The organism is Sphingomonas sp. MA1305, assembly GCF_016107325.1.
Taxonomy (GTDB): Bacteria; Pseudomonadota; Alphaproteobacteria; order Sphingomonadales; family Sphingomonadaceae; genus Sphingomonas.
On sequence record NZ_RCVT01000004.1, the window covers coordinates 92,228 to 111,706 of the forward strand.

Annotated in this window: 24 protein-coding genes; 11 read left to right on the forward strand and 13 right to left on the reverse strand. The window is 68.9% G+C overall.

All coding sequences use genetic code 11. The features are described 5' to 3' along the window. Positions 1 to 136: 136 nt before the first annotated feature. Together queC and queE are read left to right on the forward strand one after the other, a co-directional pair. Positions 137 to 835 carry a 7-cyano-7-deazaguanine synthase QueC gene (gene queC, locus D9601_RS15650; RefSeq protein ID WP_198355012.1) on the forward strand — a complete coding sequence of 233 codons (699 nt, stop codon included), beginning with the start codon at positions 137 to 139 and terminating at the stop codon, positions 833 to 835. 7 nt (positions 836 to 842) lie between these two features. Further along, positions 843 to 1,475, forward strand: a complete 633-nt coding sequence (gene queE / locus D9601_RS15655; RefSeq protein ID WP_198355013.1) for a 7-carboxy-7-deazaguanine synthase — start codon at positions 843 to 845, stop codon at positions 1,473 to 1,475. Between the two features lie 56 nt (positions 1,476 to 1,531). On the opposite strand, the gene D9601_RS15660 is transcribed toward queE, so the two are convergent. From D9601_RS15660 to lipB, 3 genes are all read right to left on the reverse strand, one after another. Next, positions 1,532 to 2,272: a hypothetical protein gene (locus D9601_RS15660; protein WP_198355014.1), complete on the reverse strand. Its 741-nt coding sequence runs from the start codon at positions 2,270 to 2,272 to the stop codon at positions 1,532 to 1,534. A gap of 214 nt (positions 2,273 to 2,486) precedes the next feature. Further along, a complete protein-coding gene (locus D9601_RS15665; RefSeq protein WP_198355016.1) occupies positions 2,487 to 2,756 on the reverse strand; it encodes a hypothetical protein in 270 nt (89 codons plus the stop codon). A 100-nt stretch (positions 2,757 to 2,856) separates the two neighbouring features. After that, the gene (gene lipB, locus D9601_RS15670) at positions 2,857 to 3,546 is read right to left on the reverse strand and encodes a lipoyl(octanoyl) transferase LipB (protein WP_232474289.1); all 690 of its coding nucleotides are present in this window, start codon (positions 3,544 to 3,546) and stop codon (positions 2,857 to 2,859) included. A gap of 109 nt (positions 3,547 to 3,655) precedes the next feature. Between lipB and D9601_RS15675 the strand changes: the two genes are divergently transcribed. Then, on the forward strand, positions 3,656 to 4,489 hold the full coding sequence (locus tag D9601_RS15675) for a hypothetical protein (protein WP_198355197.1): 834 nt from the start codon (positions 3,656 to 3,658) through the stop codon (positions 4,487 to 4,489). Continuing rightward, entirely contained in the window at positions 4,486 to 5,247 is a 762-nt protein-coding gene (locus D9601_RS15680) for a hypothetical protein (protein ID WP_232474290.1), read from the forward strand. Before D9601_RS15675 ends, D9601_RS15680 begins: the two co-directional genes overlap by 4 nt. On the opposite strand, the gene D9601_RS15685 is transcribed toward D9601_RS15680, so the two are convergent. The 4 genes from D9601_RS15685 to D9601_RS15700 all read right to left on the reverse strand — a co-directional run bounded on the left by D9601_RS15685 (position 5,220) and on the right by D9601_RS15700 (position 8,002). After that, positions 5,220 to 5,819 carry a GNAT family N-acetyltransferase gene (locus D9601_RS15685; protein ID WP_198355018.1) on the reverse strand — a complete coding sequence of 200 codons (600 nt, stop codon included), beginning with the start codon at positions 5,817 to 5,819 and terminating at the stop codon, positions 5,220 to 5,222. The genes D9601_RS15680 and D9601_RS15685 overlap by 28 nt on opposite strands. Then, positions 5,810 to 6,652, reverse strand: a complete 843-nt coding sequence (hemF, locus tag D9601_RS15690) for an oxygen-dependent coproporphyrinogen oxidase (RefSeq protein ID WP_198355019.1) — start codon at positions 6,650 to 6,652, stop codon at positions 5,810 to 5,812. The genes D9601_RS15685 and hemF overlap by 10 nt, the downstream gene beginning before the upstream one ends. Before the next feature lie 58 nt (positions 6,653 to 6,710). After that, positions 6,711 to 7,454 (reverse strand): Crp/Fnr family transcriptional regulator, encoded by a 744-nt coding sequence (locus tag D9601_RS15695; protein ID WP_198355021.1) that lies wholly within the window; start codon positions 7,452 to 7,454, stop codon positions 6,711 to 6,713. Positions 7,455 to 7,528: 74 nt separating this feature from the next. Continuing rightward, a complete protein-coding gene (locus tag D9601_RS15700; RefSeq protein WP_198355023.1) occupies positions 7,529 to 8,002 on the reverse strand; it encodes a tRNA (cytidine(34)-2'-O)-methyltransferase in 474 nt (157 codons plus the stop codon). Between the two features lie 249 nt (positions 8,003 to 8,251). Between D9601_RS15700 and petA the strand changes: the two genes are divergently transcribed. The 5 genes from petA to D9601_RS15725 all read left to right on the forward strand — a co-directional run bounded on the left by petA (position 8,252) and on the right by D9601_RS15725 (position 12,491). After that, a complete protein-coding gene (gene petA, locus D9601_RS15705) occupies positions 8,252 to 8,827 on the forward strand; it encodes a ubiquinol-cytochrome c reductase iron-sulfur subunit (protein WP_198355199.1) in 576 nt (191 codons plus the stop codon). A gap of 14 nt (positions 8,828 to 8,841) precedes the next feature. After that, on the forward strand, positions 8,842 to 10,128 hold the full coding sequence (locus tag D9601_RS15710) for a cytochrome b (protein ID WP_198355025.1): 1,287 nt from the start codon (positions 8,842 to 8,844) through the stop codon (positions 10,126 to 10,128). 24 nt (positions 10,129 to 10,152) lie between these two features. After that, positions 10,153 to 10,995, forward strand: coding sequence for a cytochrome c1 (locus D9601_RS15715; protein WP_198355027.1), 843 nt, complete (start codon positions 10,153 to 10,155; stop codon positions 10,993 to 10,995). 262 nt (positions 10,996 to 11,257) lie between these two features. After that, a complete protein-coding gene (locus D9601_RS15720; protein ID WP_198355028.1) occupies positions 11,258 to 11,788 on the forward strand; it encodes an adenine phosphoribosyltransferase in 531 nt (176 codons plus the stop codon). Positions 11,789 to 11,921: 133 nt separating this feature from the next. After that, entirely contained in the window at positions 11,922 to 12,491 is a 570-nt protein-coding gene (locus D9601_RS15725; RefSeq protein WP_198355029.1) for a hypothetical protein, read from the forward strand. A 3-nt stretch (positions 12,492 to 12,494) separates the two neighbouring features. On the opposite strand, the gene D9601_RS15730 is transcribed toward D9601_RS15725, so the two are convergent. The 6 genes from D9601_RS15730 to ychF all read right to left on the reverse strand — a co-directional run bounded on the left by D9601_RS15730 (position 12,495) and on the right by ychF (position 17,883). Next, positions 12,495 to 12,947, reverse strand: coding sequence for a MaoC family dehydratase (locus D9601_RS15730; protein ID WP_198355030.1), 453 nt, complete (start codon positions 12,945 to 12,947; stop codon positions 12,495 to 12,497). Positions 12,948 to 12,960: 13 nt separating this feature from the next. Next, entirely contained in the window at positions 12,961 to 14,184 is a 1,224-nt protein-coding gene (locus D9601_RS15735) for an alkaline phosphatase family protein (protein ID WP_198355200.1), read from the reverse strand. A gap of 193 nt (positions 14,185 to 14,377) precedes the next feature. Next, entirely contained in the window at positions 14,378 to 15,895 is a 1,518-nt protein-coding gene (locus D9601_RS15740) for a hypothetical protein (protein WP_232474291.1), read from the reverse strand. A gap of 55 nt (positions 15,896 to 15,950) precedes the next feature. Continuing rightward, positions 15,951 to 16,448, reverse strand: a complete 498-nt coding sequence (locus tag D9601_RS15745; protein WP_198355031.1) for a hypothetical protein — start codon at positions 16,446 to 16,448, stop codon at positions 15,951 to 15,953. Then, positions 16,420 to 16,743, reverse strand: a complete 324-nt coding sequence (locus D9601_RS15750) for an energy transducer TonB (RefSeq protein ID WP_198355032.1) — start codon at positions 16,741 to 16,743, stop codon at positions 16,420 to 16,422. The genes D9601_RS15745 and D9601_RS15750 overlap by 29 nt, the downstream gene beginning before the upstream one ends. A gap of 39 nt (positions 16,744 to 16,782) precedes the next feature. Beyond that, positions 16,783 to 17,883 carry a redox-regulated ATPase YchF gene (ychF, locus tag D9601_RS15755; RefSeq protein WP_198355034.1) on the reverse strand — a complete coding sequence of 367 codons (1,101 nt, stop codon included), beginning with the start codon at positions 17,881 to 17,883 and terminating at the stop codon, positions 16,783 to 16,785. A gap of 231 nt (positions 17,884 to 18,114) precedes the next feature. Between ychF and D9601_RS15760 the strand changes: the two genes are divergently transcribed. After that, on the forward strand, positions 18,115 to 18,750 hold the full coding sequence (locus tag D9601_RS15760) for a hypothetical protein (protein WP_198355036.1): 636 nt from the start codon (positions 18,115 to 18,117) through the stop codon (positions 18,748 to 18,750). A 90-nt stretch (positions 18,751 to 18,840) separates the two neighbouring features. After that, entirely contained in the window at positions 18,841 to 19,473 is a 633-nt protein-coding gene (locus tag D9601_RS15765; RefSeq protein ID WP_198355038.1) for a trimeric intracellular cation channel family protein, read from the forward strand. The last annotated feature ends 6 nt before the right edge of the window (positions 19,474 to 19,479 follow it).

The following is a 19,479-nucleotide window of genomic DNA, read 5'->3' on the forward strand; positions in this document are numbered from 1 at the left end:
TAGACAGCGGGGGTGCAAACTCCTGCGGTGAGCACGCTTTTCTCCCAAGCGAGCAGCAATGCTCTCCCTCGAAGGGCCGTGCATGTGTGCGCGGCCCTTTTCTTTTGGTCGAAACTGGCCTAGCCGCGGCCGGATCATGACACGCCATCCTGCTGCGGTCGTGCTCGTCTCCGGCGGGCTCGACTCGATGATCTCCGCCGCCAGCGCGCGCGAGGCGGGCTATCGCCTGCTCGCGCTGTCGATCGACTACAATCAGCGTCACCGCGTCGAACTCGCCGCGGCACGTCGCGTCGCGCACGAACTCGGTGCCGAACGGCATATCGTGCTGCCGATGGACCTGTCCGCGTTCGGCGGTTCCGCGCTGACCGACGACATCGCCGTCCCCAAGGATGGTGCGGGGACGGAGGCGGGCGGCGGCATTCCCGTCACCTATGTGCCGGCGCGCAACACCATCTTTCTCAGCCTCGCACTCGGCTGGGCCGAAGCGGCGGGCGCGCGGGATCTGTTCATCGGCGTCAATGCACTCGACTATTCCGGTTATCCCGACTGCCGTCCCGAATTCATCAAGGCGTTCGAAGGACTGGCGGAGATCGCGACCAAGGCGGGCGTCGAGGGATCGCCGTTCCGCATCCACGCGCCGCTGCAGGACATGACCAAGGCCGACATCGTTCGCGAGGGCCAGCGGCTGGGCGTCGACATGGGTCTCAGCTGGTCGTGCTACGATCCGGCGCCGGGCGGCGTACACTGCGGCCTGTGCGACAGCTGCCGCCTGCGCTCACGCGGGTTCGAAGAGGCCGGCATCCCCGATCCGACAGTCTACGCAACGCGGGCGTGAGGCGGCGATGAGCTATGCGGTCAAGGAGATGTTCCTGACGCTGCAGGGGGAGGGAGCGAATGCCGGTGCGCGCGCCGTGTTCGTTCGCTTCGCCGGATGCAATCTCTGGAGCGGGCGCGAGGCGGACCGCGCGACCGCGGTCTGCCGCTTCTGCGACACCGATTTCGTCGGCACCGATGGCGTCGGCGGCGGCCGCTTCGCCGATGCGGCGGCGCTGGTCGCAGCCGTGGAAGGGCATTGGGGCGAGGGGCGCGATCACCGCTTCGTCGTGCTAACCGGCGGCGAGCCGATGCTGCAGGTCGACGATGCCCTGGTCGAGGCGCTGCACGCTGCCGGGTTTCGCATCGCGATCGAAAGCAACGGCACGCTGCCCGCGCATCCCGGCATCGATTGGGTGTGCATCAGCCCCAAGGCGGGCAGCACGGTGGTCCAGCGCTCGGGAGACGAACTGAAGCTGGTCTGGCCGCAGGCGGGCAGCGACATCGACGCACTGGAAGGCTGGGACTTCCGGCATCGATTGCTGCAGCCGCTCGACGATGCCGATCACGCCGCGCATGTCGAGGCGGCGATCGCCCTGGTCATGGCGCGACCGCAATGGCGGCTGACCCTGCAGACCCACAAGATGCTCGGACTGCGCTGACCCGCAGCAGCCCGTAGACCGTGCGCCGGCGGAACGGGCCCGCCGGCGGCATGGCGTCAGCGCAGCGCGGTCTGCGCGGCGGCGGGGGCCGCACTGGTCGCGATCGTGCTGGTCGATACGGCGGCGGGCGGCCAGTTGAAGGCGCCGCACTTCTTCACGACCCAGTCGCCCTTCTTGTTCCAGCAGATCGGGTCGAACCGCGGCTTGGACGAATAGTCCCGGCCGAGGATGCGCGAGAAATGCTGCTCGCCATAGGGCACCAGGCTGGCGCGCAGTTCCGGCAGATGCTGGGTGGCGAAATCGGTGAAGCCGCCGCGCGGCACGAAGGTGGCGTCACGGCCCAACACGCTCGCCGTCTGACAGAAGCCGATCTTGCCCGGCACCGCCGAGAAGCCGGAATAGAGGCGCGTGCCGAACTGGTCGAGCGCGGCGAGCCCGGCCTTGGGCGTCTTGTTGTTGCGCGCGAAATATTTGGTCAGCGTCGTCCACACGCCGTCCAGCTCCGCCTTATGATCGGTCAGGATGGCATTGTAGTTCTGCGGGGTCAGCAAGGTCGGCTCGAATTGGCACTGCAACGCAGCGGCGTTGAGCGCGGCGCGCATGTTCCACGCGACGATCGCGCGCTTTTCGGCATCGGTGGCGCCGGGCAGCGCTTCGCTGATCCCGGTGGGATCGCCCTTCAGCGTGTCCGTGCGGAAATCGTGCGAGCGCAGGAAGAATTGGGCAGAAGCAGGCGTCGCCAGCATCGCGGCCAGTGCCGCGCCGCCGAGCGCCAGCGCAATACGCAACTGGGTCATGACTAAGGGTTCCTCCCGAAGCGGGTCTGTTATGGCACGCCAAATACAGGAATCCGCAGGCTTCCCCAATCCCCCATTTACTATTTGCGACGATCCGAGGCGACGAACCGGGTCAGGCGGTCGCCAAGCCGAGTTTCGCCGCTGGAACCAAAAGAAAAGGCCGCCCGGTTGCCCGGACGGCCGTTTCGTACGTGTAACGAACCCTTGCGGGTTATTACATCGCGTTGGTCGTGGTCGCCGACGTGTCGTTCGACATCATGGTGTCGTTCGACATCATCGTGTCGTTGGCCATCATGCCACCGTTCATCGAACCGTCGACGGCGGTCATGTTGTCCGACATGGTGCCCATGTCGTCAGTGCTGTTCATGTCGGTGACCATCGTGTTCTCGGTGGTGGTCTCCGTCTTCGGGCCGCAAGCCGACACGGCGAGCGCGGCGCCGGCGATCAGCGAGCCGGTCAGGACCTTGGAGATGATTGCACGCATTGGAAGCTCCCTAGATAGAGGATTTGGACGGCTTGCTGGCCCCTAATACCCAAATCACAGTGGACATTAGTCGTATAATGCCTGCCTCTCAACCCTCGTTTTATAGGGGACAAGAAAGAGTTTCGAGGAACGACCGGGCGCTCAACGCCAGCGCGGCGTCAAAGGTTTCCATGGGGATAGGCCGGTCGAGCGCGGCGAGGCTGGTGACCGGATAGTCGGGCAGGCCGCACGGCACGATCCCGCCGAAATGGGTCAGGTCGGGCGCGACGTTGACCGCGAAGCCGTGCAGCGTCACCCAACGCCGCACGCGCACGCCGATGGCACCGATCTTCGCCTCCGGCTCGCCCGGCGCCGCCCCGTCGCGCGTCCAGATACCGACGCGGCCTTCCGCGCGGAAGGCGGTGACGCCGAGCTGCGCCAGCGCCGCGATTACCCAGCCTTCGACGCCGTGAACGAAGCAGCGCACGTCGCGTCCGCGCTTGTTGAGGTCGAGGACGAGGTAGCCGATCCGCTGACCCGGCCCGTGATAGGTATATTTGCCGCCGCGGCCGGTGGCATGGACCGGGAAGCGCGGGTCGATCATCTCGGCGGGATCGGCGCTGGTGCCGGCGGTATAGACCGGCGGATGCTCGAGCAGCCAGATCAGTTCGCGCGCCTCGCCCGCGGCGACTGCGGTGGCCCGCGCCTCCATCTCGGCGAGCGCCTCGGCATAGGGGGTCAGGCCGGGGCTCACCCGCCATTCGATATCGTGCAGGCCGGCGGGCGCGGCGGCCATCGTGTCGTCGGTCATGATCCGTCACGCATGGGGATCGATGCGACGCGATGCAAGCCGGTGCGATGGTCAAGCCGCGCGGCTTAGGCTAGGCCGCGCGGCAGGGCAGGCAATGCGGGGACGCGTGATGGTCAAGATGAGCAATGTGTGGGACCGCAGCACCGAGGTGCTGTCGGGGCGCGGCGGCATGCTTGCCGGCATCGCGATACCGACGCTGTTCGTGCCGGCGGTGCTGCGCGCCTTGTGGGCGCTGGCGACGGCGCCGGTGCCCGGCACGGCGGCCGGGCCGGCTGCGGCGCTGGTTGGCGGACTGCTGGCCATCGTCATCGCGCTGATCTCGCTGTGGGGCCAATTGGCGCTGATCGCCGCAGCAAGCGACCCGGCCACGCAAGCGGCGGACGCGCGCCGTCTCGCCACCGCGCGTTTCCTGCCGGCGCTGGGGATCGCCGCGCTGTTGGTCGCGGTGCTGACCGTGCTCGCGTTGCCGCCGGCGGTGCTCGCGATCCAAGCCGGCTTCGACTTCACCGCACCCGCCGGTGCGCCGCAGCCGGTCACCATGGCACCCGGCACGGCGATCGGCCTGTCGCTCTACCTCGTGGTGCTGGGACTGGTGATCCTGTTCGTCGGTGCGCGGCTGGTTCCGCTCTATGCCGTGGTGGTCAACGAACGCCGCGGCATCGGCGCGATCGCCGAAGCCTGGCGGCTGACCCGCCGCCATACCTGGCGGATCGTCGGCGTGCTGCTGCTCTGGGGGATCGTGCTGCTGATCGCGACCTGGGCGGCGCAGGCGGTGGTCGGCACCGTCTTCCGGCTGGCGCTGGGGGCAGGGGCGCTCAATGTCGTCGCCTTCCTGGTCGCGGTCGTCGGCGCGGCCGTGTCGACCGTGTTCAGCGTCATCGCCATCGTCTTCACCGCCCAGCTGTACGTGGCGCTCGTCCGCCGCGCCCGGCCTGCCGCATGACGACGCCTGCCGCCGGCCCGAGCTTCGCCGGCCTGCTGACCGACGCCTGGGCCTTGTTCCGCCGCGACGCCGATTTGCTGCTGCGCGCGGCGGGCCTGTTCCTGTTCGTGCCCAGTTACGCACTGGTGCTGCTCGTCGCGCCCTTTCCGATGCCCGACGCCACCATCGCCGACGCGCAGGCGCGGGCGCAGAGCTGGATGACCGCGGTCGACGGGTGGATGGGCGACTATGGCCTTGGCTGCACCCTAGCCTATCTCGCCACCTATTTCGGCATCGCACTGCTCTACGTGCTGTTGCTCGACTCCGCCCGGCCGACGGTCGGACAGGGATTGCTGCGCACGCTGCGGCTGTTCCCCCGATTCCTGCTGGCGATGCTGGTCGTCGCCATCCCGTCCGGCGCCGGCCTGTGGCTGGTGCTGCTGCCCGGCCTGTGGCTGATGAGCCGGTTCCTGCTCGCCGGACCGATCCTGGTCGCGGAGGCGCCGGTCGGCGCGCTCGCCGCGGTCGGCCGCTCGTGGCGGCGGACCCGCCGCGCGCAACTCGCGCTGCTCGGCGCTACCGCCTTCCTCTATCTCGCCGCGATGCTGGCGGGGCAGCCGTTCCTGATGTTCGCCACCTACCTCGGCGAGGGTGCGCAGGGGCAGCCGATCGCCGTGGCGATGGTCGATGCACTTGCGGCGGCGGTCGCCACCGCCGCGCAACTCGGCGGCGCGATGATCGCGGTCGCCGCCTATCGCCGGCTGGCCGTCGCCAGATAGGGGATGTGCGGCGCCGCGCTCGCCGGCAGCAGGCCGAGCGCACGCGGATCAGGGAAGGTCTCGATCGTCCGCGACACCGCGACGAAGCCTTGCGCGCGATAGAAATTGAGCGCGGACGGATGATCCAGCGTGCAGGTACGCACCCACACCTTGCCGATCCCCGGCCGCCAGGCGCGAGCCATCGCCTCCGCCATCATCCACCGGCCGTGGCCCTTGCCGGCCAGCTCCGGCACCAACCCGAAATAGGACAATTCGCAGATCCCGGCGGCGCGGAAGTCGAGCTCGACCATGCCGACTTCGATCCCTTGCGGATCGACCGCTGCGAACACCGCTACCTGCGGATCGTGGATGGTCGCGGTCAGCGTCGCATCGTCCATCGCCAGCCGCGAATACCACAGCCACGGCCCGCCGACCCGCGCGAACAGCAGGCGATAGCGGGCCGGATCGGGCGCCGGCCAGCCGATCAGCCGCAGCGGCGAGGCAGGAAGCGGGCGCAGCGGCGGCCGCGCCGGCATCTCCAGCGTGGTGACCACCGTCGCCAGCTGATCCGGCGCGACCGGCGTCAATCCCATGTCGCGACCGGCGGCAGGCTCATCAGGATCGCGTCGACATTGCCGCCGGTCTTGAGCCCGAACAGCGTGCCGCGATCGTAGACGAGGTTGAATTCGGCATAGCGTCCCCGCCAGGCGCGCTGCGTCGCCAGCTGTTCCGCATCGAACGGCAGGCCCATGCGCCGCCGGACGATGCGCGGATAGATCGCCAGGAACGCCTCGCCGACCGCGCGGGTGAAGGCGAAATCGGCGTCGAACCCGCCTTCCAGATGATCGTAGAAGATACCGCCCACGCCGCGATGCACGCCGCGATGGGGAATGTAGAAATAGTCGTCGGCCCAGGCCTTGAAGCGCGGATAATAGGCCGGATCATGCGCATCGCAGGCGGTCTTCAGCGTGGCATGGAATGCCTCGGTGTCCTCCGCATAGGGAAGCGGTGGGTTGAGGTCGGCACCGCCGCCGAACCAGCGCTTGGTGGTTACCAGGAAGCGGGTGTTCATATGGACCGCCGGGACATGCGGATTGGCCATGTGCGCGACCAGGCTGATGCCCGTCGCGAAGAAGCGCGGATCGTCACCGGCGCCGTGGATCGTCTTGCCGAACTCGCTTTCGAAGGTGCCGCCGACGGTAGAGACGTTGACCCCGACCTTCTCGAAGACGCGACCCTTCATCACGCCGCGCACGCCGCCGCCGCCGGGCTCACCCGACGGATCGGCTCGGTCCCAGGCGATATAGTCGAAGGCGGCGTCGGATCCGGCCTCGCGCTCGATCGCCTCGAACTCGGCGCAGATCCGCGTCCGCAGGGCTTCGAACCATTGGCGCGCGGCCATCTGCTGCTCGTCGAGTGCGATCATGGGCCGGGCTTTAGGCAAGTGGCGGCGGGAATTGAAGCCGCGGTGGTGGCGCAGAAGGTTACACGCCGGGGGGAACGCTCGCCAGCCACTCGGGATCGCGTATTGTGTCACGGTCATGGGCGGCGGCGATGCGCCGCAGCCGGTCCAGTTCCGCGATGGTGATGCGCTGCCGGGTACGGACGATGACGCCCTCGCTCTCCAATTGACGGATCATACGGTTCACATGGACTCCGGTCAGGCCCAGATAGTCGCCGATCTGTTCCTGCGTCACCGGCATCTCGAACGTCTCGGCCGAGGCGCCGCCCGCCGACGCCAGCCGCGTGCTGAGGTCGAGCAGCAACGCCGCCAGCCGCTGCACCGCCGAAGTGCGGCCGATCACGGCCAGCCGGTCCATCAGCGATACCCGCTCGCGCTGCGCGCTCAAAAACATGCAGGCGGCGAAGCGCGGGTTCGCCATGAACAACTGGCCAAATGCGGCGGCGGGCACGCGGCTGATCGTGATCGCGGTCAGCGCCGTCAGCGTGTCGGCGGCGTGGGTCAGGCTGAGGCTCGCGGTACCGAGCATGTCACCAGGCAGGTGCAATTTGACGATCTGCCGTTCGCCGTCGGGCAACAGCATCGAGGAGGCGACCCATCCGTCGATCAGCAGCCACAGGGCATGCGCCGGCTCACCTTCGCGGCGGACGATGCCATGCCGCGGCAGACGGACCGGCGGCTCGCCGAGCGCGCGGATCTGCTCCACCTCGCCGGGGGTGAGCGTGGTGAATTCGTGGAGGCGGTGGGTCGGCAGGTGATCGAGCAAGTGTGCGGTTCCGGACGGACAGTCTACCGCTGCTAGCGCCAATGCCTCCCGATCGTTTTGATTTACATTGATTATCAGATGCTTGTTGGAAAGTTGTCGGGGCTCGGCCAGCTATTGGTCTGGCGCAGCGCCTCGCCCAGCACGATGGCGCCGGCGATCGCGACGTTGAGCGAACGCACGCCTGTGCGCATCGGCACGCGCACGCGCGCATCGGCGCGGGCATGGACGTGCGGGGGAACGCCGGCGCCCTCGCTGCCCAGCAACAAGATGTCGTCGGGCAGGAAGGTCATCGCCGGCAGCGGCGTCGCCCCGGCCGTGGTCAGCAAGACGATCCGTCCCGCCGCGGCGGCGAGAAAGGCCGGGAAGTCGGCGTGGCGGCGCACCTCCGCCTGGGCGACATAGTCCATCCCGGCACGCGCCATCGCCCGGTCGCCGAACGGAAAGCCCATCGGTTCGATCAGGTCGATGCCGATCCCCATGCAGGCGCCGAGGCGGATCAACGTGCCGACATTGCCGGCGATATCGGGTTCGAACAGGGCGATGCGCATCGCGCCGCGATAGGGCGAATCGCCGCCGGCCGGAACCGTCCCGACGGAGATGCGGCGCCTGCCACCGGCGGTTCGCGCAAAAAGCCTGTTGGCAAAGCGCGCACGCGCCGTCTATCACCCGATCGGCCTGCCAAGGGGATGGCAAGGCACGGACGGGGGCATCACTTCCGCGGGTTCCGCACGGAACAGCAGGGATGACTTCTCCGCAATAAAGACGGTTAGGGTGAGAGACGCATGGCGACTGACAGCATGGTGCCTCCCGGTGAATCGCCGGAGCCGTTCCACGAGGAGGTCGCCGATCCCCGTCGCCGCGACTTCATCAACATCGCCGCCGTGTCCTTCGCCGGCGTCGGCGCCGTCGCGATCGTCCTGCCGCTGATCAACCAGATGAACCCGTCGGCCGACGTGCTCGCCCAGTCGACGACCGAGATCGACATTTCGAAGATCGCGCCCGGCCAGGCGATCAAGGCGCAGTTCCGCAAACAGCCTTTGTTCGTGCGCAACCTGACGCCCGCGGAAATCGCCGAGGCGAACAAGGTCGACATCAAGACGCTGCGCGATCCGCAGACGCTCGCCGAGCGGACCAAGGCGGGCAAGGAGAATTGGCTGATCACGCTGGGCGTCTGCACCCATCTCGGCTGCGTGCCGCTGGGCGCGGGCGAAGGCGAGAACCGAGGCCCGTTCGGGGGCTATTTCTGCCCGTGCCACGGTTCGGCCTATGACACCGCGGCGCGCATCCGCCAGGGACCGGCGCCGAAGAACCTCGTCGTGCCCGATTACAAATTCGACACCGACACGACCGTCACGGTCGGCGCGGCCAGCTGAGGGAGAACCGAGACATGAGCTTTCCCTGGGCCAAGCATTACGAACCGAAACAGCCGCTGATGCGCTGGCTGGACGAGAAGCTGCCGCTGCCGCGCCTCGTCTACAATGCCGTCGGTGCGGGCTATCCGGTGCCGCGCAACCTCAATTATTTCTGGAACTTCGGCGTGCTCGCCGGCGCCGCGCTGGCGATCCAGATCGTCACCGGCATCGTGCTGGCGATGCATTATGCCGCCAATGCCGGCGTCGCCTTCGGCTCGGTCGAAAGCATCATGCGCGACGTCAACGCCGGCTGGTTCCTGCGCTATGCGCACGCCAACGGCGCGTCGATGTTCCTCGCCGTCGTCTACATCCACATCGGCCGCGGCCTTTACTACGGCTCGTACAAGGCGCCGCGCGAGATGGTGTGGCTGCTCGGCGTCGTCATCTTCCTGCTGATGATGGCGACCGCCTTCATGGGCTACGTCCTTCCCTGGGGCCAGATGAGCTTCTGGGGCGCGCAGGTGATCACCGGCTTCTTCTCGGCGATCCCGCTGGTCGGCGAGACCATCCGCGTCTGGCTGCTGGGCGGCTTCGCGCCGGACAACGCCGCGCTCAACCGCTTCTTCTCGCTCCACTATCTGCTGCCGTTCGTGATCGCGGGCGTGATCATGCTGCACATCTGGGCGCTGCACATCCCCGGCTCGAACAATCCGACCGGCGTCGAGGTGAAGGACGAGCAGGACACCGTGCCCTTCCACCCCTATTACACCGCGAAGGACGGCTTCGGGCTCGGCGTCTTCCTGCTGATCTTCGCGCTGTTCATCTTCTTCAGCCCGAACCTGCTCGGCCACCCGGACAATTACATCGAGGCGAACCCGCTCTCGACCCCGGCGCATATCGTGCCCGAATGGTACTTCCTGCCGTTCTACGCGATCCTCAAGAGCTTCACCGCCGACTTCATCCTGCCGGCCAAGCTGTGGGGCGTGCTGGCGATGTTCGGCTCGATCCTGCTGCTGTTCTTCCTGCCGTGGCTCGATTCGTCGCCGGTGCGGTCGGCCAACTACCGCCCGAAATACCGCATCTTCCTCGGCATCCTGCTGCTCGACGTTCTGGTGCTCGGCTATGTCGGCGGCGCCGAGCCGATCGCGCGCAACGTCATCATGGGGCAGATCGCCGCGGCCTATTATTTCGCGCACTTCCTCATCATCCTGCCGTGGGTCGCCCGTTCGGAACGCCCGCGCCCGCTGCCCAATTCGATCACCGAGGCGGTGCTGGCGAAGCACGGCGGCACCAGCATCGCGCACAGCGCGGCGCAGGCCTGATCCGGCCTAGGGGGAACAGAACACATGGTCCGTCTCATTTCATCCCTAGTCGGCGCGGCGTTCGTCTTCGTGCTGGCGATCGCGCTGTTCGGCACGGTCAAGACCGCGATCACCGAACCGGCCAAGGAAGGCCCCGAAAAGGTCTTCCACCTGCATCCGGAGAACATCCACCTGCCGTCCGCCGGCTTGTTCGGGAAGTTCGACAACCGCCAGCTGCAGCGCGGCTTCCAGGTCTACAAGGAGGTCTGCTCGGCCTGCCACAGCCTGAAGTTCGTCTCCTTCCGCGATCTCACCAAGATCGGTTATTCGGAAGCCGAGGTGAAGGCGATCGCCAACCAGTGGCAGATCGAACAGCCGAGCGTGAATGCGGAGACGGGCGAGCCCGCGACGCGCAAGAACCTGCCGTCGGATCGTTTCCCGTCGCCCTTCGCCAACGAGGTCGCCGCGCGCGCCGCGAACAACAATGCGCTGCCGCCCGACCTGTCGCTGATGACCAAGGCGCGGGAGGATGGGCCGAACTACGTCCATGCCCTGATCACCGGCTATGCCACGCCGTCGCCCGCGCTGAAGCGCGAATTCCCGGATTTCACGACGCCCAAGGGGCTGCACTACAACCCCTATTTCGCCAACCTCAACATCGCGATGCCGCCGCCGCTGACCCAGGACGGGCAGGTGACCTATTCGGACGGCACCAAGGCGACCAAGGACCAGATGGCGCGCGACGTCGCCGCCTTCCTGACCTGGACCGCCGAGCCGAACCTCGAGGCACGCCACGCCGCCGGTCTGGCCGCGATCATCTTCATCGGCATCTTCATCGTGCTGGCCTGGGGTGCCTATCAGAACGTCTGGCGCGACGTGAAACATTGATGCCGGCCGCCTGACGGGCGGGTGGATGCAAGGGGCGGGGGGCGCGGACGGCGTCGCCCGCCCTTTTTGTTTGGGACAGGTCGGCCTCCCTTTGTCGTCATCCCGGCGCATGCCGGGACCCATGGATGCGGTGGCGAAGCGATGGCGCGACACCACCGGCCGCCCGTAACCATGGGTCCCGGCGTGCGCCGGGATGACGAAGGAAAGGGCGGGTGACGCCACCCCATTGACCCCGCCATCGCCGCACGCGACAGCGGCGGCCATGAACGACGACCTCAAGGCGCTGATCCGCACCATCCCGGACTTCCCCAAGCCCGGCATCCAGTTCCGCGACATCACCACCTTGCTGCTCGATCCGCACGGTCTCGCCGAGACGGTGAAGCGGATGGCGGCGGCCACGCTCGGCCCGGTCGACCTCGTCGCCGGGATCGAGGCGCGCGGTTTCCTGTTCGCCGCGGCGCTGGCGGTGCCGCTCAAGGCCGGCGTGCTGCTGATCCGCAAGGACGGTAAGTTGCCCGGTGCGACCATCGCCGAGGATTATGCGTTGGAATATGGCCAGGACCGGATCGCGATGCACGAGGATGCGCTGGTGCCGGGCCAGCGCGTGCTGCTGGTCGACGATCTGATCGCCACCGGCGGCACCGCGCGCGCGGCGATCCGGCTGTTGCGCAAGGCCGGGGCCTCGGTCGAGCAGGCGCAGTTCGTCATCGACTTGCCCGATCTCGGCGGCGCCGCGGCGCTGGCCGCGGACGGCGTGCGCGTCGACGCGCTGTTCGCCTTCCCCGGCCACTAAGGGCGCACGGTCGCGTCCCGATCTGCAACGCTTCAGTAACCATTCAGCCGGAACCAGCGATGATCCGCCCTCGTTTTACGACGATCGGCGCGTATCGGCCATTCAGCTCGCGCCCGCGTATTGGGAGAGCATCATGATCCTCAAGCGTCTCGGCCTCCTCGGCCTGATCCTCGGCGCCGGCCTCGGCACCGCCGCCTGCACCGACGGCTATGGCTATAGCGGCGTCTCCGTCGGCTATGGCACCGGCTATTACGACGGCTACGGCGATCCGTACGGCTATGGCGGCTACGGATACGGCTATCCGAGCTACTATGGCTGGTACGGCGACTATTATTATCCCGGCACCGGCGTCTACGTCTACGACCGCTACCGCCGCCCCTATCGTTGGAACGATGGCCAGCGCCGCTATTGGGAGGGCCGTCGCGGCCAATGGCGCGGTGATCGCAATTTCCAGAGCGACTGGCGCGGCTTCAATGGCCGGCCGGGCGGCGACGGCCGCGGCTGGAATGGCGGCCGGCCCGGCGGCTGGGACGGGCGCCGCAACTTCTCCGGCACCCCGCAGGCACAGCCCCAGGCGACGACGCCGGGAACGGTGACGCCACGCGGCACCGGCGGCGGGCGGAACTGGGGCGGCGGCGGTCGCGGCTGGGGCGGCGGCAACCGCGGCGGTGGCGGCCATGGCGGCTGGCACGGCCGCCGCTGACGGTCAGCCCTGCGCCGGCCGGGTGCGCATCATGCCGTTGGACTCGAAGGTCATCACGACCACATCGTCCTGGTTGAGAACGCGCATCCGGCTCCGCACGATCCCCATCTCGGGACGGCTCGCCGACGGCCGCGTGTCGAGCACCTCGGTCTCGCATCGCAGCCGGTCGCCAGGATAGACGGGGCGTAGCCAGCGCAGTTCGTCGATCCCCGGCGATCCCAGGCTGGCATGGCCCTCCTCGTGCATATGCGCGACCAGCATCGCCATGGTCATCGCGCACGTGTGCCAGCCGCTTGCGGCGAGCCGGCCGAAATGCGTTTGCGCCGCAGCCTCGTCGGACAGGTGGAAAGGCTGCGGATCGTATTTGCGTGCGAAGTCGATCACCTCGTCGCGCGTCACCGCATAATCGCCGAACCGGGCGACGTCGCCGACCGCCACATCCTCGAAATAGCGCATATCCCGCCCGCTCCTATCGTCTGAGCACCTTTTGGAACGGCGCGTCGGTGCCGTCGAGCCCCGTGCCGGCGGGCAGGCCGATCAGGTCGCGCAGCAGCGGCGCGATCGATGTGTTGTCGAACGGCGCCAGCCGCTGCCCCGCGGCGAAGGCGGGGCCGTTGGCGATGAACAAGGCCGCCATGTCGGGGACGCGGTTGTCATAGCCGTGCATGCCGCCGTGGACGGCCTCGGTCGGCGCCGACTTGAGCACCAGCCAGCCATCGTCCGCCAGGCAGACATAGGGCGGGATACGCGGGTTGGTGCCGTAGTTCAGCCGGGCCGGTATGTCCTGCTTGCGCCAGCAGGTCAGATGATCGTGTGTCTTCAGCAGCGCCGCCGCCAGCGCCGCCTCGTGTCCGGGCACGGGGTAGAGCGTCGCGAACGGCCCCGTATCGAACAGGCGATAATCGGCGGGATCGGCGATGCGATCTATCGCGACGACGCGGGCCGTGTCGGTCGCGGCCATGCCGTGATCGGCGACGATCACCAGATTGGCACGCTGGTGCAGCGCGCCGAGACCGGCGACCAGGCGGCCGATCTGCGCGTCGATCGTCGCCACCGCCTGCGTCGTCTCCGGCGCGTAGGGGCCGTTGGCGTGGCCGGCGGTATCGACCGTGTCGAAATAGAGCGTGACGAAACGCGGCCGCGTCGCGGCGGGGCGGCGCAGCCAGTCGATCACCGCATCGACCCGCTGGGTCGGCGTCACCGCCTGGTTGAACTGCTGCCAGTCCTCCGGCCGGGTCGCGCCGTCGATCAGGCCATGGCCGTGCGGCGACGGCGTGCCGCCCCAGCCGACGTTGGCGCCCGGCCAGAACATCGTCGCGGTGCGCACGCCCGCTTTCTCGGCAGTGACCCAGATCGGCTCCGCCTCGTCCCACCAGAAGGGATCGTCGTTCGCCATGGTGAAGGTCTGGCCGGGCCGCCGCGGATCCTCCATCTTGTTGGAGACGATGCCGTTGTGATCCGGCACCTTGCCGGTCACCAGCGTCCAGTGGTTGGGAAAGGTGACCGAGGGGAAGGACGGGCGCATTGAGGCGCTGACCCCGCCGGCGGCGAGCCGATTGAGATTGGGCGTGACGCCGCGCGTCAGATAGTCGGGCCGGAAGCCGTCGATCGACACGAGGATGGTGACCGGCGCATCCGCCGCCATCGTCATCCCGGCCGGTCGGGCGGCCGGGGCGTTCGGCACCGCGGCCATGGCCGGCGGCGCGGGGCGGGAGGCGGGCGCCAGCGCCGGCGGGGTGACGGGCAGGCCGCATCCCGCCAGCGAGAGCAACAGGGCGGCGAGGGAAAGCGTTCTCACGGCGGGACCATCCGAAAAGCTAACTGCTTACGGGGCCTTAGCCATTATGAGTAACCGGGGAAAGCGCTCCCTCGGATGGTGCCGGGCGCTACAACCCCAATGCCAGCTTGGCGAACAGCGTACCACTGACCGGACTGCCATAGGCATCGGCGATCGCCCGCGGCCGGCCATAGACCGCCACCGTGCCGCCGAGCGCGACCCCGAACGGGCCGGCGATCGGCAGGCGATAGGCATAGCCGCCCTCCGCCTTGGTGACGCGATAGGCGATATCGTGGCGCGGGTCGGTCAGGGCGGGAAACAGCTCGTCGTTGGCGACATTCTCGATCCGGCCGAAGATCGCATGGTGGCGGTCGATCTCCCACGTCGCCTCGCCCAGCCAGGCGGTCAGCACCGGCCCGGCCGTGCCATCGGCGGGCAGGCGCCGCTTGCGCGCCCAGGCGGCGGTGACCGCCAGCCCGCCGCGCGCATAGCCGATGCTGGCGGTGGTGCGCGCTTCGTCCTCGCCGGGATGCTGCTCCTCCGGACTCTCCAGCCGGCCGTGGCTCACCTGCACGGCCCAGAACGGCGATGGCGTCCAGCTGCCGCGCACGCTCCACGAATCGAGCTTCGGCCGTTCGATGTCCCAGCGACGCTCGTCCGGCTCGCGCCCGCGGAAGGCGGAGGCCTCCAATTGCACGCGCGGCCCGGCATAGCCGGCGGTGATCACGCCATAGGTGATGTGCGTCGAATCGAACCAATGGTGGGTGATCGGCGCCATCGGCAGATAGCGGGCCGAGGCGCGGTGCATGAAGGCGCTCGGTCCCAGTGCCGGTTCGCCGACCGGCGCGGCATAGACGAAGGCGGTGGCGTCGCCGCCCATTCGCGCGTCCAGCCGGGCCGACAGCTCCATGAACAGATCGTGCGGATGCTGGCGATCGACCAGCGGCCGTCCGTCCGCCACCTCGCCGGTGGCGAACAGGTTGCGATAGCCCTGTGGCCCCATCGCCGGCTCCAGGCTGCCCATCGCCCGCAGCTGCAGGTGGAGCCTATCGCCCAGGTCGCGGTCCGCCATCAGCATCGCCATCGATCCGACGAAGGCGTCGCCGCCGCCGCGCGGGCCGCCCTGCTCGGTCGCCACGCCCCAGGCATAGCCGTGCGCCATCAGCATCCAGTCGCCGGCATGGATCATCGCGCCGCGCATCGGCCCTTCGCCCGCCGGCAGCCGCGCCGTGCCGCTGCCCATCTGATACCAGCCGCCGCCGGCGCCCATCGTCATCGTCGCCGGCGGCGCACCGGCGGGTGCCTTGGCAGAGGCGGCGACGGCTGCCGCCTGCCAGGCGGTGGGAGCGGTGAAGGCGGGCATCGTCATGGCGCCGTCGGCCATGCCCGCCTGGTCCATGCCGCCCTGGTCCATCTGCCCGTGATCCATGCCGGACATGTCACGGCCCGCTGGCGCCGGCGGTCGCCGCATGCTCGGATGGGCCTGATGGTGGGGCGGTGGGGGCGGCGTCGCCGCGTCCTTGGCCGGTGGCATTGGCATCGTCATGCCGGACATGGCGTGATCCTGCGCCGTCGCCGGCACAGTCGGGCCCGCGGCCAGGGCCGCGAGCAACAGATAACTGGTCATCGAATCTCTCTTCGCGCGTTCGAACGGGGAAGCAGGGGCGTCGACCCCTGCGTTCTCAGGCGATGCGCGGCGGCGGTAGCGCCGGCGGAGCGGCGCGGCCGAGATCGAGCGGGCGGATCGTGGCGGCTAGCAGCGGCTGCGGCGCCGGCACCGGCGCGACGATCGGCGCCCGCCACCAATCGCTCGGCGGGATGCAGCCGATACAGCCATGGACCGCCACCGCCTCCTGCCGCGGCGCCGGGTGCGACATCGGCATCGCATGCGCCGCCGCCCCCGGCGCCATCGTGTCGTGACAGGCCGCGGTCGCCGCATTCGGCAGCGTGAAAGCGGCCAGCAGGAGCGCGAGGATCAGGCGGATCAGCACGGGCGGACGGTAGCCCAGATCGCGCTCCCCGTCACGCGGCGGGATATATTGCCGGATCGCGGGCAGGGCGGTGATCCCGCCGATCGCACGGCGGACGATTGGCCGTATCGCTGCGACGCCGCTGGTCAGGTCAGGCGGCCCGCGCCGGCCGATCGGGATGTCAGCGCGCCGTCGTCCAGCGGATCGCATCGAGATCGTAGGTGCCCGCGACCGGCTGGCCGGCATGACGGGCCGGGGCGAAGCGGACGTTGCGATGCGCCCATTCGCAGGTCGCGCGATCGACCGTCGCGACGCCGCTCGTTTTCACGATGCGACAGCCGATGATGCGGCCCATCGGATCGATCGCCAGCGACGCCGACACCGGGCCGGCATCGCGGGGCCCATCCGCCGGATAGGCGCTGGCGGGGAACCAGGTCGCCGGGTCGGACAGGGGGGCGGGGGCGGTGTCGGTGCCTTGGGCGGCAAGCGCGAGCAGAATCAGCATGGCCTCATGCTATCCCGTCCCGCCGCCGCCGTCACCGCCTCACACGTTGAAGCGGAACAGCATCACGTCGCCGTCATGGACGACGTAGTCCTTGCCTTCCTGGCGGAGCTTGCCGGCGTCGCGCGCGCCGGCTTCGCCGTTGAACTTGACGTAGTCGTCATAGGCGATCGTCTCGGCCCGGATGAAGCCGCGCTCGAAGTCGGTGTGGATTTCGCCGGCCGCCTGCGGCGCCTTGGCGCCGGCATGGACGGTCCAGGCGCGCGCCTCCTTCGGCCCGACGGTGAAGAAGGTGAGCAGGTGGAGCAGCTTGTAGCCGGCGCGGATGACGCGGCCGAGGCCGGTCTCGGTCAGGCCCAATTCGTTCAGGAACTCGCCGCGATCCTCCGCCGCCATGGTCGCGATATCGGCCTCGATCGCCGCGGAGACGACCACCGCCTCCGCGCCTTCGGCCGCCGCCTTCTCGAACACGCGCGCCGAATGGGCGTTGCCGGTGGCGGCATTCGCTTCCTCGACGTTGCAGACGTAGAGCACGGGCTTGGCGGTGATCAGCTGCGCCTGGGCGAAGACGCGCTCTTCCTCGGCATCCTTGGGCTGGGTCAGCCGCGCCGGCTTGCCCTCGCGCAACAGCTCGAGCGCCTGGCCGAGCACCGCGGCGCCGATCTTCGCCTCCTTGTCGCCCTGCTGCCCCTTCTTGATCAGGGCGGGGACGCGCTTTTCCAGGCTTTCCAGGTCGGACAGCATCAGCTCGGTCTCGACCGTCTCGGCATCGGCGATCGGATCGACCTTGCCCTCCACGTGCGTCACGTCGCCATCCTCGAAACAGCGCAGCACGTGGACGATCGCGTCGACCTCGCGGATGTTGCCGAGGAACTGGTTGCCCAGGCCCTCGCCCTTCGACGCGCCGCGGACCAGCCCGGCGATGTCGACGAAGGCGAGCTGCGTCTCGATGATCTTGGCCGATCCGGCGATCCGCGCCAGCTCGTACAGCCGCGGGTCGGGCACCGCGACGTTGCCGACGTTGGGCTCGATCGTGCAGAACGGATAGTTCGCCGCCTGCGCCGCGGCCGTTTCGGTCAGCGCGTTGAAGAGGGTGGACTTGCCGACGTTGGGCAGGCCCACGATGCCGCAGCGGAAACCCATGGATGGAGCTCTGATCTGATAGAAGGGAAGGCGGCGGCCTTAGCGTCCTCCCTCATCCTTGGCCAGCATTTCCCGGATGCAACATGTCGGCGACGTTTCGAAACGGTTCGTCGCATCTTATCCTTGCCGCAATTGTGCCTTGATCGCCGCCGCGCCGTCTGATGATATGCAGCACAATGCTCCTCGTGGGGACGAGGAGCGGGGAATTCAACGCTGTGGCTGGGAGAGCACATGCGGCGCTTGGGGTGGATCGCGGGGCTGATCGTTGGGGGCACGGCCGGGGCGGCCGGGGCGCAGGTCGCGCCGACGACGGCATCGACGCCGCTGCCCACCATCCTGCCGGCGCCTGCGCCCGCAGCGCGCGGCGCGCTCAATCTGTCGCTGGTGCCCAATGCGGTGGGCGGCCGGGTCGAACGCAACGCCCGCCTCAGCCGCACGCTGTCGATGCGCGTCACCGTCGAGAATAGCGGCGGCAGCGCGCGCGACCGGGTCCACTCGCGGATCACCGGTCAGATGGTCGACTTCTTCCCCGCCGGCGATCACGGCTTTCACCTGTCGGCCGGCACGCGCGTGTTCAATCCGCGCGCGCTCGGCCCGTCCGACGTGGCGATGCGCGGCCTGCTGCCCAGCCAGCGCCGGCTCAACCTGCCGGGGATGAAGACCAGCATGCGTCGCGCGCCCGCGGTGACGATGGGCTATACCGACCGGATCGACACCGACACCAGCGTCGGGGTCGAGGTCGGGGCGATGCAGGGCCGCGCCTATAACGACGTCGCCAATGTCGCGCGCCAGACCCGCGCCGACCGCAACCAGATCGGCAGCCCGATCAATCCGATGGTCAATCTGGTGATCGGCCACCGCTTCTGATCGCCGCCGCCGCTGTCGTCGTCGTCGCCATCGGCGGCAGGGTCGGATGACCATTTGCCGATGTCGGCGGCTGGGCTAACCGCTGTCGCGATGCTGACGCCGACCGCCCTGCTGCTGCCCGCCTTCGCGCCCTGGTTCGACATCGCCGGCCTCGGCGTGTTCGCCGCCTCGGGCGCGCTCGCCGCGGCGAAGCGGGGGCAGACCGCGGTGACGCTCGCCTTCTTCGGCCTGATCACCGGCGTCGGCGGCGGGACGGTGCGCGACCTGTTGATCGGCGCACCGGTCTTCTGGGTCCACGATGCCCGCGTGCCGACGGTATGCCTGGCGGTATCCGCGCTGATCTGGGTGACGCCGGAACGCTGGTGGCGCGACGACGCGCTCGCCTGGTTCGACGCGATCGGCCTCGCCGCCTATGCCGTCTACGGCGCCGCCAAGGCCCTGGGCTATGGCATCCCGCCGGTGCCTGCGGCGGTGATGGGCGTGGTCACCGCCTGCGTCGGCGGCATCATCCGCGACGTGCTGGCAGGCGAGCCGTCGATCCTGATGCGGCCGGAGCTCTATGTCACCGCCGCCGCGCTGGCCTCGGCGAGCTATGTCCTGCTCGATCTGCTCGGCGTGCCGCGCGCGGTCGCTGCGGGCATCGCCGCGGCGGCGGGCTTCGCGTTGCGCGCCGCGGCGATCCACTGGCATCTCGGCCTGCCGGCCTATCGCGGCCGGCGCTAGCCGCCC

Bases quoted from the DNA above. Each gene is read 5' to 3' on its own strand.
- queC (WP_198355012.1), top strand. From the start codon at position 137: ATGACACGCCATCCTGCTGCGGTCGTGCTCGTCTCCGGCGGGCTCGAC.
- queE (WP_198355013.1), top strand. From the start codon at position 843: ATGAGCTATGCGGTCAAGGAGATGTTCCTGACGCTGCAGGGGGAGGGA.
- D9601_RS15660 (WP_198355014.1), bottom strand. From the start codon at position 2,272: ATGACCCAGTTGCGTATTGCGCTGGCGCTCGGCGGCGCGGCACTGGCC.
- D9601_RS15665 (WP_198355016.1), bottom strand. From the start codon at position 2,756: ATGCGTGCAATCATCTCCAAGGTCCTGACCGGCTCGCTGATCGCCGGC.
- lipB (WP_232474289.1), bottom strand. From the start codon at position 3,546: ATGACCGACGACACGATGGCCGCCGCGCCCGCCGGCCTGCACGATATC.
- D9601_RS15675 (WP_198355197.1), top strand. From the start codon at position 3,656: ATGGTCAAGATGAGCAATGTGTGGGACCGCAGCACCGAGGTGCTGTCG.
- D9601_RS15680 (WP_232474290.1), top strand. From the start codon at position 4,486: ATGACGACGCCTGCCGCCGGCCCGAGCTTCGCCGGCCTGCTGACCGAC.
- D9601_RS15685 (WP_198355018.1), bottom strand. From the start codon at position 5,819: ATGGGATTGACGCCGGTCGCGCCGGATCAGCTGGCGACGGTGGTCACC.
- hemF (WP_198355019.1), bottom strand. From the start codon at position 6,652: ATGATCGCACTCGACGAGCAGCAGATGGCCGCGCGCCAATGGTTCGAA.
- D9601_RS15700 (WP_198355023.1), bottom strand. From the start codon at position 8,002: ATGCGCATCGCCCTGTTCGAACCCGATATCGCCGGCAATGTCGGCACG.
- petA (WP_198355199.1), top strand. From the start codon at position 8,252: ATGGTGCCTCCCGGTGAATCGCCGGAGCCGTTCCACGAGGAGGTCGCC.
- D9601_RS15710 (WP_198355025.1), top strand. From the start codon at position 8,842: ATGAGCTTTCCCTGGGCCAAGCATTACGAACCGAAACAGCCGCTGATG.
- D9601_RS15715 (WP_198355027.1), top strand. From the start codon at position 10,153: ATGGTCCGTCTCATTTCATCCCTAGTCGGCGCGGCGTTCGTCTTCGTG.
- D9601_RS15720 (WP_198355028.1), top strand. From the start codon at position 11,258: ATGAACGACGACCTCAAGGCGCTGATCCGCACCATCCCGGACTTCCCC.
- D9601_RS15725 (WP_198355029.1), top strand. From the start codon at position 11,922: ATGATCCTCAAGCGTCTCGGCCTCCTCGGCCTGATCCTCGGCGCCGGC.
- D9601_RS15730 (WP_198355030.1), bottom strand. From the start codon at position 12,947: ATGCGCTATTTCGAGGATGTGGCGGTCGGCGACGTCGCCCGGTTCGGC.
- D9601_RS15735 (WP_198355200.1), bottom strand. From the start codon at position 14,184: ATGGCCGCGGTGCCGAACGCCCCGGCCGCCCGACCGGCCGGGATGACG.
- D9601_RS15740 (WP_232474291.1), bottom strand. From the start codon at position 15,895: ATGACCAGTTATCTGTTGCTCGCGGCCCTGGCCGCGGGCCCGACTGTG.
- D9601_RS15745 (WP_198355031.1), bottom strand. From the start codon at position 16,448: ATGCGATCCGCTGGACGACGGCGCGCTGACATCCCGATCGGCCGGCGC.
- D9601_RS15750 (WP_198355032.1), bottom strand. From the start codon at position 16,743: ATGCTGATTCTGCTCGCGCTTGCCGCCCAAGGCACCGACACCGCCCCC.
- ychF (WP_198355034.1), bottom strand. From the start codon at position 17,883: ATGGGTTTCCGCTGCGGCATCGTGGGCCTGCCCAACGTCGGCAAGTCC.
- D9601_RS15760 (WP_198355036.1), top strand. From the start codon at position 18,115: ATGCGGCGCTTGGGGTGGATCGCGGGGCTGATCGTTGGGGGCACGGCC.
- D9601_RS15765 (WP_198355038.1), top strand. From the start codon at position 18,841: ATGCTGACGCCGACCGCCCTGCTGCTGCCCGCCTTCGCGCCCTGGTTC.